This window comes from Streptomyces sp. SP17BM10, from assembly GCF_036322405.1.
Taxonomy (GTDB): domain Bacteria; phylum Actinomycetota; class Actinomycetes; order Streptomycetales; family Streptomycetaceae; genus Kitasatospora.
The window spans coordinates 1-14,667 of the sequence record NZ_JAQYXB010000265.1; the positions used below are offsets into that span (position 1 = coordinate 1).

General features: G+C 73.4%; 12 protein-coding genes and 2 pseudogenes. 4 read left to right on the forward strand and 10 right to left on the reverse strand.

The genetic code is table 11. The annotated features are described in order from the left end of the window. The 3 genes and pseudogenes from PUR71_RS01140 to PUR71_RS01150 form a co-directional block, all read right to left on the reverse strand. A pseudogene (locus PUR71_RS01140) lies at positions 1 to 145 on the reverse strand (ABC transporter ATP-binding protein); the annotation flags it as partial. Positions 146 to 374: 229 nt separating this feature from the next. After that, complete coding sequence (locus PUR71_RS01145; protein ID WP_329924385.1) at positions 375 to 2,513, reverse strand: restriction endonuclease; 2,139 nt, start codon at positions 2,511 to 2,513, stop codon at positions 375 to 377. Between the two features lie 174 nt (positions 2,514 to 2,687). Next, entirely contained in the window at positions 2,688 to 3,326 is a 639-nt protein-coding gene (locus PUR71_RS01150; protein WP_329924386.1) for a maleylpyruvate isomerase N-terminal domain-containing protein, read from the reverse strand. Positions 3,327 to 3,466: 140 nt separating this feature from the next. Between PUR71_RS01150 and PUR71_RS01155 the strand changes: the two are divergent. Further along, positions 3,467 to 3,892, forward strand: a pseudogene (locus tag PUR71_RS01155) (MBL fold metallo-hydrolase); the annotation flags it as partial. A gap of 84 nt (positions 3,893 to 3,976) precedes the next feature. On the opposite strand, the gene PUR71_RS01160 reads toward PUR71_RS01155, so the two are convergent. After that, complete coding sequence (locus tag PUR71_RS01160; protein ID WP_329924387.1) at positions 3,977 to 5,092, reverse strand: hypothetical protein; 1,116 nt, start codon at positions 5,090 to 5,092, stop codon at positions 3,977 to 3,979. Positions 5,093 to 5,307: 215 nt separating this feature from the next. Between PUR71_RS01160 and PUR71_RS01165 the strand changes: the two genes are divergently transcribed. Further along, positions 5,308 to 6,243, forward strand: coding sequence for a DUF2797 domain-containing protein (locus PUR71_RS01165; RefSeq protein WP_329924388.1), 936 nt, complete (start codon positions 5,308 to 5,310; stop codon positions 6,241 to 6,243). Positions 6,244 to 6,266: 23 nt separating this feature from the next. Here the strand turns inward: PUR71_RS01165 and PUR71_RS01170 are convergent, their stop codons facing one another. From PUR71_RS01170 to PUR71_RS01185, 4 genes are all read right to left on the reverse strand, one after another. Next, positions 6,267 to 6,569, reverse strand: a complete 303-nt coding sequence (locus PUR71_RS01170) for a hypothetical protein (protein WP_329924389.1) — start codon at positions 6,567 to 6,569, stop codon at positions 6,267 to 6,269. A 327-nt stretch (positions 6,570 to 6,896) separates the two neighbouring features. Then, positions 6,897 to 7,634 carry a succinate dehydrogenase/fumarate reductase iron-sulfur subunit gene (locus PUR71_RS01175; RefSeq protein WP_329924390.1) on the reverse strand — a complete coding sequence of 246 codons (738 nt, stop codon included), beginning with the start codon at positions 7,632 to 7,634 and terminating at the stop codon, positions 6,897 to 6,899. Then, positions 7,631 to 9,574, reverse strand: a complete 1,944-nt coding sequence (locus tag PUR71_RS01180; RefSeq protein WP_329924391.1) for a fumarate reductase/succinate dehydrogenase flavoprotein subunit — start codon at positions 9,572 to 9,574, stop codon at positions 7,631 to 7,633. Before PUR71_RS01180 ends, PUR71_RS01175 begins: the two co-directional genes overlap by 4 nt. After that, on the reverse strand, positions 9,571 to 10,275 hold the full coding sequence (locus PUR71_RS01185; protein WP_329924392.1) for a succinate dehydrogenase cytochrome b subunit: 705 nt from the start codon (positions 10,273 to 10,275) through the stop codon (positions 9,571 to 9,573). Before PUR71_RS01185 ends, PUR71_RS01180 begins: the two co-directional genes overlap by 4 nt. 96 nt (positions 10,276 to 10,371) lie before the next feature. Between PUR71_RS01185 and PUR71_RS01190 the strand changes: the two genes are divergently transcribed. Next, the gene (locus PUR71_RS01190; protein ID WP_329924393.1) at positions 10,372 to 11,295 is read left to right on the forward strand and encodes a LysR family transcriptional regulator; all 924 of its coding nucleotides are present in this window, start codon (positions 10,372 to 10,374) and stop codon (positions 11,293 to 11,295) included. A gap of 47 nt (positions 11,296 to 11,342) precedes the next feature. Here the strand turns inward: PUR71_RS01190 and PUR71_RS01195 are convergent, their stop codons facing one another. Together PUR71_RS01195 and gcl are read right to left on the reverse strand one after the other, a co-directional pair. Beyond that, positions 11,343 to 11,831, reverse strand: coding sequence for a glutathione peroxidase (locus PUR71_RS01195; RefSeq protein ID WP_329924394.1), 489 nt, complete (start codon positions 11,829 to 11,831; stop codon positions 11,343 to 11,345). Positions 11,832 to 11,997: 166 nt separating this feature from the next. After that, the gene (gene gcl, locus PUR71_RS01200; RefSeq protein WP_329924395.1) at positions 11,998 to 13,779 is read right to left on the reverse strand and encodes a glyoxylate carboligase; all 1,782 of its coding nucleotides are present in this window, start codon (positions 13,777 to 13,779) and stop codon (positions 11,998 to 12,000) included. Positions 13,780 to 13,917: 138 nt separating this feature from the next. Between gcl and PUR71_RS01205 the strand changes: the two genes are divergently transcribed. Continuing rightward, positions 13,918 to 14,493 (forward strand): STAS domain-containing protein, encoded by a 576-nt coding sequence (locus tag PUR71_RS01205; RefSeq protein ID WP_329924396.1) that lies wholly within the window; start codon positions 13,918 to 13,920, stop codon positions 14,491 to 14,493. The last annotated feature ends 174 nt before the right edge of the window (positions 14,494 to 14,667 follow it).

Sequence of the window (14,667 nt, forward strand, 5' to 3'; positions counted from 1 at the left end):
CCATGATGGCGGTGAACTCGCCCTGGGGGAACTCGACGCTGACGTTGTCCAGGGCGACCACGCGGGTCTCCCCCTCCCCGTAGACCTTGTTCAGGCCGGTGGCGCGGGCGGCCGCCCGGCCGGTGCGGACGGCGGTTGCGGGCATCGTCACGGGGAGACTCCTGGGGACGGAACGGATGATCGACTACGTTCCATCTTTCCAAGGACTTCGAACGCGATTCGTATGTCCCGGGGAGGGGCGACCCCCGCCGTCCCGGCGTGATGGCGGGGGTGGTCTCTCCTCCTCAGGTATGACGACCATCCCCGAGGCGTCTCAGCCGGCTCGGGCTGCTCGACGGCCCCGCCGCTCGACGCACCCGCTGCTCCACGGCCCGCTACTCGACGGCGACGCCGAACGCGCTCGCGAGCCCGGCCAGGCCGTCGGTCACCGTCGAGCCCGACGGCGTGAACTGCCAGCCCCCGCCGTTGCGCCGGAACGCCCCGACCAGCATCGCGCTGTGCGGCACGCCCCCGGTGTCGGCCGTCCACCGCTCCGGCCCGGCCGCGCCCTGCCCGTACGCGCCGGTCAGCGCGAGCCCGTGCACGTACCCGAGCGGCAGGGCCGGCGGCTCCTCCTCCTCGGTCGAGACGGCGATCACCACCTCCTCCACCGCGGGTCCCAGCCGGGCCGGGTCCAGCGTGACCCGCGCGGCGCGCAGCGGCTCGCCCGGCACCGAGCGGGTCGGGTGCAGGCGGACGGCGCCGTCCGGGTCCTGCGGGTTGTTGAAGAACACGAAGTGCTCGTCGCTCAGCACCCGGCCGCCCGCGCACACGAAGGCCGTTACGTCCAGCTCGACCGCGTCCCCGCCGGCCGTCCGGCTGCGCCACACCACCTCGATGCCGGTGCGCCGGTCGCCCGGCCCGTCCTCCTCCGGTGCCTCGCCGGCGCAGCGCGGGGCGCCGCCGAGCCGCCCGCGCAGACCCTGCTCGGCCAGCAGCTCGACCAGCTCCGGGCCGCTGACCAGCGACAGCGGCTTGTTGCGGACGTACTCGTACGAGCCCGGGCCGAAGCCCGCCGTCGTCACCAGGATGCCCTTGATCGCGCCGTGGTGGCGCACGGTGGAGTCGAGGTCGCGCACGGCCGTGGGGGAGACGGTCGAGCGGTAGCGCTTCGCCTGGATCACGATCTTGCCGCCGGTGACCGGATCGAGGTCCTCGGCGACCACGTCCACGCCGACGTCGCCGCTGCGGGCCGTCGTCATCACCCGGAAGCCGCGCAGCCGGAACAGCTCAGCGATCAGGTTCTCGAACTCGATCGGGTCCATCTCGAACAGGTCCGGGTCGTCCTCGCCGCCCTGCCCGGCCGGGCTCCCGCCGACCGTCTCCGGCAGCCGGGCCGGCCGCACCTCGTCCAGCCGCTCGGGGCGCGCCGACAGCGTGCCGCCGAGGCCCTGGAAGCACTCCACCGGAGCCACCCGGTCCAGCGCGAGCCCGGCGAAGTCGGCGCGCGCGGCCGACAGCGTCGACAGGAAGCGCTCCGACTCGCGGCCCGTCGCCGGGTCGATGCCGCGGACGAATCCGTTCAGCACCACCGAGTCCAGCATCCCGTCCCGGTCCGCCCGGAACAGCTCCGCCACCACCCGCAGCGAGGTCTGCGCCAGCACCTCCCGGTACAGCGCCTTGCGCTCCGTCGCCGGACGGGCCACCTCGGCCTCGCGGTCGTCCGACTTGACGTACCGCACCCGCGCCGCGGCCGGCACGATGTCCGGTCCCGGCAGCTCCCAGTTCACCACCAGCTGGCGCGATGACGCCTCCCAGGCCGCCACCAGCCGGTGCGGGAAGCCCTCCGGCCACGCGGCGGACGCGTACAGCCCGGCCGTGAAGTACTCCTGGACGGCCTCCGGCTCGCCCGCGCGCAGCCGGCGCAGCAACTCCTCCGTGCGGACCGTCCGCTCCTCGTCCTCCTTGCGGTGCCGGGCCACCCGCTCCAGGTATTCCTGGTGACAGGCCGCCAGTCGGCGCTGCCGGTCCGCCTCGCGCGCCTGCGCGGCGTACCAGTCCTGCTCGAACCGGGCACGCGCCTGGGCCGCGTACTGCTCGTAGCGCTGCCACACACCGGCGTTGCGGGAGTGCGCCGGATCCGGCGGCGGTACCAGGTAGGCGTTCTGATCGGGCATCGGCACCGGCTCGCCCAGCGCGCCCGGCTCGAACGGCGGCACCGGACGCGGCGCCAGCAGTGCCAGCGGACTGAACTCCGGCTCCCGCAGCCCGGCCGCCAGCAACCCGCGCAACTCTTCGACCCGGGCGTCCAGTTCGGCCGTCCGCCGGGCCGCGTCCGCCTCCCGCGACTGCTGGTACGCGCGCTGCGCCTCGCGCTCACCGCGCGCCGCGGCCCGCTGCGCCTCCCGCACCTCGCGCTCCCGGCGCCGCTCCTCGGCCGCCTGCGCCCGCCAGCGGGCCTCCTCCCGGCGCTGCTGCTGTCGCTGCGTCTCCGCCCAGACCGCCAGCACCCCGTCGTTCCGCCGCCCCGCCACCGTCCACCCCTCCACTCCACACGCCGCCACCGGCGCCCGCCACAATAGAACGCGGACACCCCACCGAGCCACGCTCCCCGACCTGCGGAGAGAGGGGGAGCGGGCCGGCATCGCCTCCCACCTCAGGCGCCGTACAGGAAGTCGGGTGGGTTCGACTTCCTGTGCGGTGGGTCGTCAGGCGCGGACGTCGGCGTGCCAGCGCCATTCCCGGCGGGGTGGGCGGCCGGGGAGGGCCTTGCGACCGGTGGCCCAGAGGAGGGTGGGCCAGGGGGTGTCGCTGGGGGTGAGGGGGACGTCGGGGAAGAGGCGGATGAGTGTGCGGTGGCAGATCTCCGCCGGCGGGTCCCACGGGAGTCCGAGGCCCTGGGTGACGTCGTGCAGGTGGACCAGGAGCTCCACCAGGCTCATCGCGACGAAGCCGGTCGGGTCGGCGAGGCCCCACGGGTGGTAGGCGCGGGCGTCCGGTGAGGTGGTGCGGGCGATGGCGACCATCAGTGCGCCGCTCGCCTCCAGCACCTCGACGAGGCCTGCCGTGCCGGCCTCGGGGCGGGCGCGGACGAAGTTGTTCGGCGCCCCCGGAGCCTCGCGCGTCGAGACGAACGGGACGTAGCCGTCCTGCGGCGGCCGGGCGGGCCCGAGTTGGGCGGCGTAGGCGAGGAGGTCGTCCGCGAGGTGTTCGACGGTCTCCCAGCAGGACCAGCCGAGCGTGCCGGCGGGGCGGGACCAGTCGGCGTCCGCCGGGGCGCCGCGCAGGGTGTCGGCGGCGAGCCGCAGGGCGGTGGCGAGGTCGTCAGGGGTGGGGGTCTCGGTCATGATCGCGACGGTAACAGCCCCCCGCGGCCCGCCCGAGCGGTTTTCGGTACCCGGCCCACCGCGCGCCTTCGATACCCCTGGGGGTACGTCTGCTAGGCTCCGCCTCGATACCCCTAGGGGTACATCCGTGAGGAGGGTGCGTGTACTTCGTCGACATCCTTGAGAGCGAGGCGCCGGGCAGTCGCGGCTACCTGGCCGGCGGGCCGGGAGGGGCGGTGGCCGTGGACCCGCCGGCCGACGTCGGCCGGGTCCTCGCCGCGGCCGCCCACCGGTGCGTGCCGATCGCGTACGTCGCCGAGACCCACGTGCACGACGACCACGCCACCGGCGGGCCGGAACTCGCCCTCCTCACCGGCGCGCACTACCTCGTGCCCGCCGACGCGGCAGTCTCCTACCGGCGCGTCCTGGTGCACGACGGCGACGAGTTCGACCTCGACCCCGCCAACGGCCTCGCCCTGCGCGCCGTCGCGACGCCCGGCCACACGCCGCACCACACCTCGTACGTCCTCACGCGCCACGGCCGCCCCCTGACCGCCTTCACCGGCGGCCCGCTGCTCGATGCGACGGCGGTGGCCGGCCTCTTGGGCAGGACACCCTAGGCCGGCCACCGCCGGTGCGTCAGTGCGAGGACGTCTCCGTGTGAGGACGTCTCAGTGCAGGACGTCGAGGGCGTTGTCGGCGTCGTTGACGAAGTAGACCGCGTCGTGGTCGAGGTCCAGCGCGAGGCCGAAGAGCGCGCCCGCACCGGCCGGGGTGCCCTCGTCGTTGATCTGCTTGGCCGCCACCTGACGCCCGGCCCGGTCGGTCTCGACGATGTCGCCGTCCCCGCCGTTGACGGTGAGGATGTCGCCCCGGGGCGTGATCGCCATGCCCAGCGGGGCGTTGAGGCTGCCGCCCGAGGTGACGACCCGCCCGATGCCCGCGCTGTCCTCGCGGGTCAGCGCGTGCGGGATCGCGGTGATCCGGCTGTGCGCCGCGTCGGCGACGTAGAGCGTGCCGTCATGGAGGCCGACCCCGGTGGGGCCGACCACCAGAGCCGCCGGGTCCGTCCGTTCGGGGAAGCCCGAGCCGATCACGGTGGTGGCCGCACGGGTCGGCGGCTCGTCGCCCTCGGTGCACAGGGTGATGCGCAGGACGGTTCCCTGGTCGACCTCCGCGCCGTTGGCGGCGACCGTCCCGTTGAGCACGTTGGTGACGAACAGCTCGCTCCGCTTGCCGGTGCTGACGGCGGTCATGTCCCACGGGCCGTTGATGCCGTCCCCGGCGATCGTCTCGCGGACCGTCCCGTGCTTGTCGAGCACCAGCAGGCAGCCGGCCTGGGCGGTGCCCGCCGTGCCGTCCGAGGTGGGCAGGCTGCCGACCACCACCCAGCCGCCGGGCAGGACGGTCAGCGCCGTGGTGAGGCCGACCCCGCCGGGGCACGGGCCGGGCAGGTGGGCCGGGTCGATCGTGGCGAACGTCGTCCTGGTGCCGTCCGGGGTGATCTGGACCAGCGTGGTGCCGGTGCCCTGGAGGTTGTTCGAGTTGTTGAAGTTGCTGACCAGGACGTTGCCCCGGTGCAGGTCGCCGGCGCTCTCCCGGATCGTGAACGTGCCGTACGGGTTCACGTCGCCGTTGTCCGGGACGGTGGACGCGACCGGGGACACGGTGTGCAGCCGGTCGAGGAACGGCCGCGGTTCGGCGGCGCCGGCCGGGGTCGCGGCGGCCGTCAGGCCGACGGTCAGCGCGGCGGTCGTCAGCGCGCTCGAACATGCCCGAAGTCTCATGTGCAGTGCCTCCTGGAGGGCGGGCCGGACCGCCGCGACAGGCGGCCCCGACCCGCGGAAGTGCTCGGATCGCCCCCAGGACGTCACGCTAGGCACGCACCCGACGGACCGCCCGCCGACCTCCGCCGAATGCCTAGCACCCGGGTGACGCCCGGGGCCGTGCCCGTTGTCGGTGCGGGCGGGTAGCCTCATTTCTTCCGACCGAGAGGAGCCCCGTGACGATCGCGCCGCAGCCCCCGCAGCGCCCCGCCGGCTGGATCTCCACCGGGCTGAGCTGGCACGAGGGCCGGCCACGGCTCGGTGCCGTGTGCGGTCAGCGGGTGCACGAGCGCGTCGTCGGGGCGGGGACGGAGGTCGGCTGGCTGCTCGGCGGTCCGCGCCGGTGCACCGGGGCCTGGCTGGCCGGTGCCACCGAGCGCACGCCGTGCCCGCACCACGCGGAGATCGATCCGGGCGGCAGCGCCGTGCAGTGTCCGGCGTGCCAGAGCGTCGACCGGGGCCTCGCCCTCGCGCGGGACCAGATCCTCGACGACGGCCGCACCTACCTGCTCTACCTGGCCTGGTTCGGCGACGGCCTGCTCAAGGTGGGCCTGACCGCAGAGCAGCGCGGGGACAGCCGGCTCCTCGAACAGGGCGCGCTCGCCTACGCGTTCACCGCGCGCGGCGGCCTCCCGGCGATCCGCCGCGCCGAACTCACCGTCGCCGCCTCGGGCCTGGCCCGCGAGCGCTTCAAGAGCCGCGCCAAGACGGACCGCTGGTGGTCGCACGGCGACGTGCCGCACCGCCGGGCCGTGCTCTCCGACGCCCGCGCCCAGGCGCACCGGCTCCTGCGCGGCCACGCCCTGGAGCTGCTCTCCGACCGGCCGGTCACCGACCACGTCGAGCGCTTCGGCCTGGCCGGCGGCGCCCCGGAGAGCTACCGGCACGTCGACGGGCTGGCGCACGGCGCCGTCCTCGCGGGCACGTTGCGGGCGCCGGTCGGCCGGCACCTCTTCCTCGACCAGGCCGACGGCGCCGGTCCGCTGCTGCTCGACACCCGGCTGCTGACCGGCTGGACGCTCACCGCCGCCACGGGCCGTACGACCACGGGCGTCACGCTCGACGAGCGCGTCCGCCCGCCGGAGCCGGACACCCAGGAGGCGCTGTTCTGAACCGCCTCGGCTCGGCGGACGCCTCAGCCCAGCCGCCCGCGAACCCCGCCCGGTCCGGAGCGGGACCGGCGCGAGAGCGGTGGCCGCGACGGGCGGACGTCGGTGCGCGCGGGCGGTTCGGTGTCCGCCGCGCGCCGGGCCGCCGCGGCGCGGGCGGCGGCCAGCGCCATCCGCGCGAGCAGCGGGTCCTCGCGGACCCCGGCCGCCCGCTTGGCCGTCTGGCAGCGCGAGCACCAGATGGGCGAGGCGGGCCCGTCGGGGTACGCCAGGCTCTCGGGCGGCAGGTAGTGCCCACCGCACTCGACGCATTCGAAGACCAACCTCATCCGACGATCACCGTCCCGGATCCGTGGCACCGACCGCATGGCGACCAGAAGGTGTGGATCCTCGGCACCATGCTTCCTTCCTCGTCCAGTTCGACCGTGGCCTCGGTCTTCTGGGTCCCCCCGGACCCGCCGCAACCGGAACAGGACTGAACCTCGGGCATATGCCGTCCTTCCGTGGCGGAGGACCACGGTAGCGCGAAAATCCGCGCGACCGCACCGGTCCTGACGATCCACCACTCCATCGGGGAGCGCGCGCACGCCCCGCACGCCCCGCTGGACGCCTTCGGCCTCTCGTGAACGCACGAGAGGCCGAAGGGCACGGGGAGTTCAGCCGCGCGAGGCCTTGAGGAACTCGCGGTTCATCGCGGCGATGCTGGGGAGCGGGATGCCCTTGGGGCAGGCGGTGGCGCACTCGCCGGTGTTGGTGCACCCGCCGAAGCCCTCGGCGTCCATGGCGGCCACCATGTTCCGCACCCGCGAGGCGCGCTCCGGCGCGCCCTGGGGGAGCACGTTGAGGTGGACGACCTTGGCGGACGTGAAGAGCATCGCCGAGCCGTTCGGGCAGGCGGCCACGCAGGCGCCGCAGCCGATGCACTCGGCGTGCTCGAAGGCGGTGTCGGCGGCCGCCTTGGGGACGGGCGTGGCGTGCGCGTCGGGGGCGCTGCCGGTGGGGGCGGTGACGTAGCCGCCCGCGCCGATGATCCGGTCGAAGGCGGAGCGGTCCACGACGAGGTCCTTGACCACCGGGAAGGCGGCGGCCCGCCAGGGCTCGACGTCGATGGTGTCGCCGTCGGTGAAGTGCCGCATGTGCAGCTGGCAGGTGGTGGTCCGTTCCGGGCCGTGGGCCTGCCCGTTGATGACCATGCCGCAGGCGCCGCAGATGCCCTCGCGGCAGTCGTGGTCGAAGGCCACGGGCTGGTCGCCGCGGGTGATCAGTTCCTCGTTGAGGGTGTCGAGCATCTCCAGGAAGGACATGTCCGGGCTGATCCCGCCGACCTCGTAGGTGGTCATCGCGCCGGGGGTGTCCGGGCCCGCCTGGCGCCAGATGCGCAGGGTGAGGTTCATGCGTAGCTCCGCTGGGTGGGGTGGACGTACTCGAAGTCGAGCGCCTCGCGGTGGAGGACGGGCGCGTTGCCGGTGCCGGTGAACTCCCAGGCGGCGGCGTAGGTGTAGTCCTCGTCGCGGCGGGCGGCCTCGCCGTCAGGGGTCTGGCTCTCGGTGCGGAAGTGGCCGCCGCAGGACTCGGCCCGGTGCAGGGCGTCCAGGCACATGAGCTCGGCGAGCTCGAAGTAGTCGACGAGCCGGTTGGCCTTCTCCAGCGACTGGTTGAGCTCCCGGCCGGTGCCGGGCACCTTGATCCGGCGCCAGAACTCCTCGCGCAGCTCGGGGATCCGCGCCAGGGCCCGGCGCAGCCCGGCCTCGTCGCGGGCCATGCCGCACTCGTCCCAGAGGAGTTCGCCGAGTTCGCGGTGGAAGGAGTCGGGGGTGCGGTCGCCGTTCACCGCGAGGATGAGGTTGAGCCGGTCCTCGACCTCGGCCTCCGCCTCGGTGACGGCGGGGTGGTCGGCGGGGACGGCGGGCAGCGGGTGGCGGGCCAGGTAGTCGTTGAGGGTGGGCGGCAGGACGAAGTAGCCGTCGGCGAGGCCCTGCATGAGGGCGCTGGCGCCGAGGCGGTTGGCGCCGTGGTCGGAGAAGTTGGCCTCGCCGATCGCGAACAGGCCGGGCACGGTGGTCTGGAGGTCGTAGTCGACCCAGAGCCCGCCCATCGTGTAGTGGATCGCGGGGTAGATCCGCATCGGCACCGTGTAGGGGTCCTCGGCGGTGATCCGCTCGTACATCTCGAAGAGGTTGCCGTACTTGGCCTCGACGGCGTCCCGGCCCATCCGGCGGATGGCGTCGGCGAAGTCGAGGTAGACGCCCTGGCCGCCGGGGCCGACGCCGCGGCCCCCGTCGCAGACGTTCTTGGCGGCGCGGGAGGCGATGTCGCGGGGCACGAGGTTGCCGAAGGACGGGTAGATGCGCTCCAGGTAGTAGTCGCGCTCGTCCTCGGGTATCTCGGCCGGCGGCCGCTGGTCGCCGCGCGCCTTGGGCACCCAGATCCGGCCGTCGTTGCGCAGCGACTCGCTCATCAGGGTGAGCTTGGACTGGTGGTCGCCCGAGCGGGGGATGCAGGTGGGGTGGATCTGGGTGAAGCACGGGTTGGCGAAGAGGGCGCCGCGCCGGTGGGCCCGCCAGATCGCGGTGGCGTTGGAGTTCTTGGCGTTGGTGGAGAGGTAGAAGACGTTGCCGTAGCCGCCGCTGGCGAGCACGACGGCGTCGGCGGTGTGGGTGCGTATCTCGCCGGTCACGAGGTCGCGGGCGACGATGCCGCGGGCCCGTCCGTCGACGACGACGAGGTCGAGCATCTCGGTGCGCGCGTGCATCTCGACGTTGCCGGCGGCGATCTGCCGGGAGAGCGCCTGGTAGGCGCCGAGCAGGAGCTGCTGGCCGGTCTGGCCGCGGGCGTAGAAGGTGCGGGAGACCTGGACGCCGCCGAAGGAGCGGGTGTCGAGCAGGCCGCCGTACTCGCGGGCGAACGGGACGCCCTGGGCCACGCACTGGTCGATGATCTCCACCGAGACCTGGGCGAGCCGGTGCACGTTGGACTCGCGGGCGCGGAAGTCGCCGCCCTTGACGGTGTCGTAGAAGAGGCGGCGGACGGAGTCGCCGTCGTTGCGGTAGTTCTTGGCCGCGTTGATGCCGCCCTGGGCGGCGATCGAGTGGGCCCGGCGCGGGGAGTCCTGGAAGCAGAACTGGACGACGTGGTAGCCCTGTTCGGCGAGGGTGGCGCCGGCCGCGCCGCCGGCCAGGCCGGTGCCGACGACGATCACGGTGTGCTTGCGGCGGTTGGCCGGGTTGACCAGCTTGGCGTCGAAACGGCGCTGGTCCCAGCGCTGTTCGATCGGCCCGGCGGGCGCTGTGGTGTCGGCGATCGGCTCGCCGACGGTGTAGGACGCGTAGCTCACTTCACGACTCCGGTCATGACGGCGAGGGGGACGGACAGGAAGCCGGCGGTCAATACCGATGCCAAGGTGTTGGCGGCCAGCTTCAGCGCCCGGTCCCGGCGGGCGTTGTTGGCGCCGAGGGTCTGCGCGGCGCTCCAGAAGCCGTGCCGGACGTGCAGGCCCAGGGCGAGCATCGCGACGATGTAGATCACGTCGCTGTACCAGCGGCCGAAGGTGGCGACGATGTTCTGGTACGGGTGCCCGTGCTCGGCGACGGGGTTCACGGTGAGCGTCGTCAGGTCGAGGACGTGCCACACGATGAACAGCGCGAGGATCACGCCGCCCCAGCGCATCGTGCGGGTCGCGTAGCTCGCGCGGCGGCGCTGGTGCACGTACGTGCTCGGCCGGGCGGCGAGGTCGCGCCGGCTCAGCTGGTAGGCGCAGACGCCGTGCAGGACGGCGGCGGCCAGCAGGCCGAAGCGGGCGATCCAGAGGAACCACTCGTAGCGCAGGAACGGTTCGCCGATGGTGCGCAGCCAGTGCGCGTACCCGTTGAGGTCGTCGGGGCCGAAGAACACCTTGAGGTTCCCCAGCATGTGCGCGACCAGGTACAGCAGCATGGCCAGTCCGCTGACGGCCATGACCGCCTTCTTGCCGACGGTCGACCGCCAGAGGGTCGCCAGGGTGGACGGATGCCGGGCCGTCCGAGTCGCGGTTGTCATGGCAGCAACGGTAGGGAGGGCCGCAAGGGCGCGTCCAAGACATGATGCGGCTCGTGACGATAGCCGGTGCCTATCGAAGCGGCCTATCCTGGCCGTGTGCAGCTCCAGCAACTCCGCTACTTCCTGGCCGTCGCCGAGACCCGCCACTTCACCCGCGCGGCCGAGGCCACGCACGTGGCGCAGCCGTCCCTGTCGCAGCAGATCCGGTCACTGGAACGGGAGTTGGGCGCTGAGCTGTTCCACCGCACGCGCGGCCGGATCGCCCTCACCGACGCGGGGGACGCGCTGCTGCCGCTGGCCCGGCGCATCCTCGCGGACACGGAGAGCGCGCGGCTCGCGGTGCAGGAGACGGTCCAGCTGCGCCGGGGACGGGTGCGGTTGGGGGCGCCGCCGAGCCTGTGCACGAGCCTGGTGCCGGACGTCCTGCGGGTGTTCCGGGACCGCTACCCAGGAGTGGCGCTGGGGGTCCGCGAGGGCGGCTCGCGCGACCTCGTCCGCTGGCTGGCGGCGGGGGAGCTGGACCTCGCGCTGGTGATCACCCCGGCGAGCGGGGAGGCGGCGCCCGCCCTGGACGTCACCGAACTGCTGCACGAGGAGCTGGTGCTGGTCGCTTCGGACGCGCCGAAGAAGCGCCGCACGGTCAGGGTGGCGGAGCTGCGCGGGCGGCCGCTGGTGATGTTCCGCGAGGGCTACGACGTGCGCGAGGCGACCTTGGCGGCCTGCCGGGCGGCCGGGTTCGAGCCGGAGTTCGCGGTGGAGGGCGGGGAGATGGACGCGGTGCTCGGCTTCGTCCGGGCCGGGCTCGGGCCCGCGGTGGTGCCCGGCATGGTGGCGGCCCGCTCGGGGCTCGGGGTGACCCCGTTCGCGGGGCCGGGCCTGGGGCGCACGATCGCCGTCGCGCACGGCCACGAGGTGCCGCTCACGCGCGCCGCGGACGCGCTGCGCGGGACCCTGCTGGCGCACCTGCGCGACGCCGCCCGGGGCGGCGAACTGCCGCCGGGCACCCGGCTGTTGCTGTGAGGATTGCCCGGGGCGCCTGCCCCGGGCCATCCTTCGGAACGCGGCGATCAGGCCGGCAGCACGGCCTCGATCGCGGCGACGACCTCGTCCGCCTCCGGGTCGGTGGCCGGGCGGATCCGCGCGGCCACCGTGCCGTCCGGGGTGATCAGGAACTTCTCGAAGTTCCACGTGACGTCGCCCGCCTCGCCCTCGGCGTCCGCCTTCTCGACCAGCTTCGCGTACAGCGGGTGCCGGTCGTCACCGTTCACGTCGATCTTCTCGAACAGCGGGAAGGTGACGCCGTACGTCGTCGAGCAGAACGTCCGGATCTCCTCGGCGCTGCCCGGCTCCTGCCCGGCGAACTGGTTGCACGGGAAGCCCAGCACGGTGAACCCGCGCGCGGCGTAGCGCTCCTGGAGCCGCTCCAGGCCCGCGTACTGCGGCGTCAGGCCGCACTTGGACGCGACGTTGACGATCAGCAGCGCCTTGCCCTTGAAGTCGGCGAGCGAGGTGGCCTCGCCGGACAGCGTGCGCAGCGGAATGTCGTACAGGCTCACGGTGGTCCCTTTCGGCAGGTCGATGGGGGAGGGGTACCCGGGGTCTCTGCCGGGTTACCGTAGCGCTCCCTGGGGTCTCAACCCCGACGGCGCCGCCGGTGTTCCGCGAGCGTGGGGGCGCACTGAGCGGCGCGTCCGCCCCCACGCTGCGGGTCCGTGCGCCCGCTCAGAGCGCCAGCGACTTGATGGCGGTCGGCGCGTGCTCGGGCAGGGTCGCGAGCTCCTCGAACTCGTTGACCTTGTCGATGTCGGTGCCGCTCATCGAGATGTTGGTGACCCGCTCCAGGATCGCCTCGACGACGACCGGGACGCGGAACTCGGCGGCCAGCTTCTTGGCCTCCTCGAAGGCCGGCAGCAGGCCCTCCGGCTCGGTGACCCGGATCGCCTTGCAGCCCAGGCCCTCGGCGACCTTGACGTGGTCGACGCCGTAGACGCCCAGCTCCGGCGCGTTGATGTTCTCGAACTCCAGCTTGACCTGGAAGTCGATGTCGAAGTTGCGCTGCGCCTGGCGGATCAGGCCCAGGTAGGAGTTGTTCACCAGGACGTGGACGTAGGGGATGCGGTGCTGAGCACCGACCGCCAGCTCCTCGATCATGAACTGGAAGTCGTAGTCGCCGGAGAGGGCGACGACCTGGCCCTCGGGGTCGGCGGTCGCGACGCCGAGCGCGGCCGGGATGGTCCAGCCGAGCGGGCCGGCCTGGCCGCAGTTGATCCAGTGGCGCGGCTTGTACACGTGCAGCATCTGCGCGCCGGCGATCTGGGACAGGCCGATGGTGGTGACGTAGCGGGTCTCCGGGCCGAAGGCCTTGTTCATCTCCTCGTAGACGCGCTGCGGCTTGAGCGGCACGTTGTCGAAGTGGGTGCGGCGCTGGAGCTGCGCCTTGCGGGCCTGGGTGGCGGCGGCCCACTCGCGGCGGTCCTTGAGCCGGCCGGCGGCCTTGAGCTCCTTGGCCACCTCGACGAACAGCTCCAGCGCGGCCTTGGCGTCGGAGGCGATGCCGAGCTCGGGGGCGAAGATCCTGCCGATCTGGGTGGGCTCGACGTCGACGTGGACGAACGTGCGGCCCGCGGTGTAGACGTCCAGGCCGCCGGTGTGGCGGTTGGCCCAGCGGTTGCCGATGCCGAGGACGAAGTCGGAGGCGAGGAAGTTCTCGTTGCCGTAGCGGTGCGAGGTCTGCAGGCCGACCATGCCGGCGTTCAGCTCGTGGTCGTCCGGGACGATGCCCCAGCCCATCAGGGTCGGGACGACCGGGACGCCGGTCAGCTCGGCGAACTCCAGCAGCAGATCGGAGGCGTCGGCGTTGATCACGCCGCCGCCGGCGACGATCAGCGGGCGCTCGGACTCCTGGAGGAGCGCGATGGCCTTCTCGATCTGGATCCGGTTGGCGGTCGGCTTGTAGACCGGCAGCGGCTGGTAGGCCTCCGGGTCGAAGTCGATCTCGGTGAGCTGGACGTCGATCGGCAGGTCGATCAGGACCGGTCCCGGACGGCCGGAGCGCATCAGGTGGAAGGCCTGCTGGAAGACGCCGGGGACCTGGGCGGCCTCCAGGACGGTGGTCGCGGCCTTGGTGACCGGCTTGGCGATCGAGGCGATGTCGACGGCCTGGAAGTCCTCCTTGTGCAGCCGGGCGACCGGGGCCTGGCCGGTGATGCACAGGATCGGGATCGAGTCGGCGATCGCCGAGTACAGGCCGGTGATCATGTCGGTGCCGGCCGGGCCCGAGGTGCCGATGCACACGCCGATGTTGCCGGCCTTGGCGCGGGTGTAGCCCTCGGCCATGTGGGAGGCGCCCTCGACGTGACGGGCGAGGGTGTGCGTGATCCCGCCGGAGGCCTTGAGGGCGGCGTAGAACGGGTTGATGGCTGCGCCCGGCACGCCGAACGCGACCTCAACGCCTTCGAGCTTGAGGATCTCCACGGCCGCGCGGGCGGCTGTCATACGAGGCATCGGGTCTCTCCTGCGTCGGCCCGCAGTGGGTCGGAGGGCTCATCTCCAGAATTCCACCATACGGAAGCACGGTTTCTGTATGTGGAAGAAAAGGTAGGACGGAGCCTGTTGGGGCGTCAAGGGGAGATTCAACAGATTGTGGACGTGCGCCCCGGGCGCGGCCTGTGGGATCCGTGGTGGGCGGGCCTCGTTGGGAAGCGCCTGCCGGAGCGGGCCGCCCGCGCCGTGCCCGCCCCGCTCGCCGCCGTCGGGCTCGCCGCCGCCGTGACCACGGGTGCGAAGCTCGTCCCGGTGCGGTGGATCGCGGCGCTGGGCCGGGAGCACCGGGGCGAGGCGGTGGTGCTCGTGGTCACGGCGGGCTCGATCATCGTCACCGACCTGTCCGAGGGGGTGCTGATCGGCGTCGGGCTCGCGGTGGTGAAGGCCGCGTGGCAGACCTCGCACCTGCAGATCCGGGTGGAGGGGGAGCGGCTGTCCTCGGGGGAGGCGCTGCAACGGGTCCGGCTGAGCGGCAACGCGACCTTCCTGCGGCTGCCGAGGCTGCTCGACGCGCTGGAACGGCTGCCGGCCGACCGCCCGGTGGAGCTGGACTGGTCCGACCTGCGCCACCTGGGCCACGCCTGCACGGTGGCGCTCGCCTCCTGGGCCCCGCAGCGCCGTGCGCGCAGCACGGCGCCGCTGGCCGTCGAACCGCCGCTGCCGACGCGGGTGTGACGGCGGCCGGCTGACGCCTGGTTAGCCTGGTCGCGGGCCCCGGGGGCCCCCCGCACCCCCCCACTGCGCGGTGGGAGGGTTTCGGCCCTCGTAACGGGCGGATTAGTGTGCCCCCCGGGCCACGCCGAGGCAGTCCGGGAGGGCGGCGCCGCCCCCCGACCAGGTGGGGCGGCG

Excerpts from the sequence above, each read along its gene's own strand:
- PUR71_RS01150 (WP_329924386.1), bottom strand. The coding sequence starts at position 3,326 with ATGACCGAGACCCCCACCCCTGACGACCTCGCCACCGCCCTGCGGCTC.
- PUR71_RS01160 (WP_329924387.1), bottom strand. The coding sequence starts at position 5,092 with ATGAGACTTCGGGCATGTTCGAGCGCGCTGACGACCGCCGCGCTGACC.
- PUR71_RS01170 (WP_329924389.1), bottom strand. The coding sequence starts at position 6,569 with ATGAGGTTGGTCTTCGAATGCGTCGAGTGCGGTGGGCACTACCTGCCG.
- PUR71_RS01175 (WP_329924390.1), bottom strand. The coding sequence starts at position 7,634 with ATGAACCTCACCCTGCGCATCTGGCGCCAGGCGGGCCCGGACACCCCC.
- PUR71_RS01185 (WP_329924392.1), bottom strand. The coding sequence starts at position 10,275 with ATGACAACCGCGACTCGGACGGCCCGGCATCCGTCCACCCTGGCGACC.
- gcl (WP_329924395.1), bottom strand. The coding sequence starts at position 13,779 with ATGCCTCGTATGACAGCCGCCCGCGCGGCCGTGGAGATCCTCAAGCTC.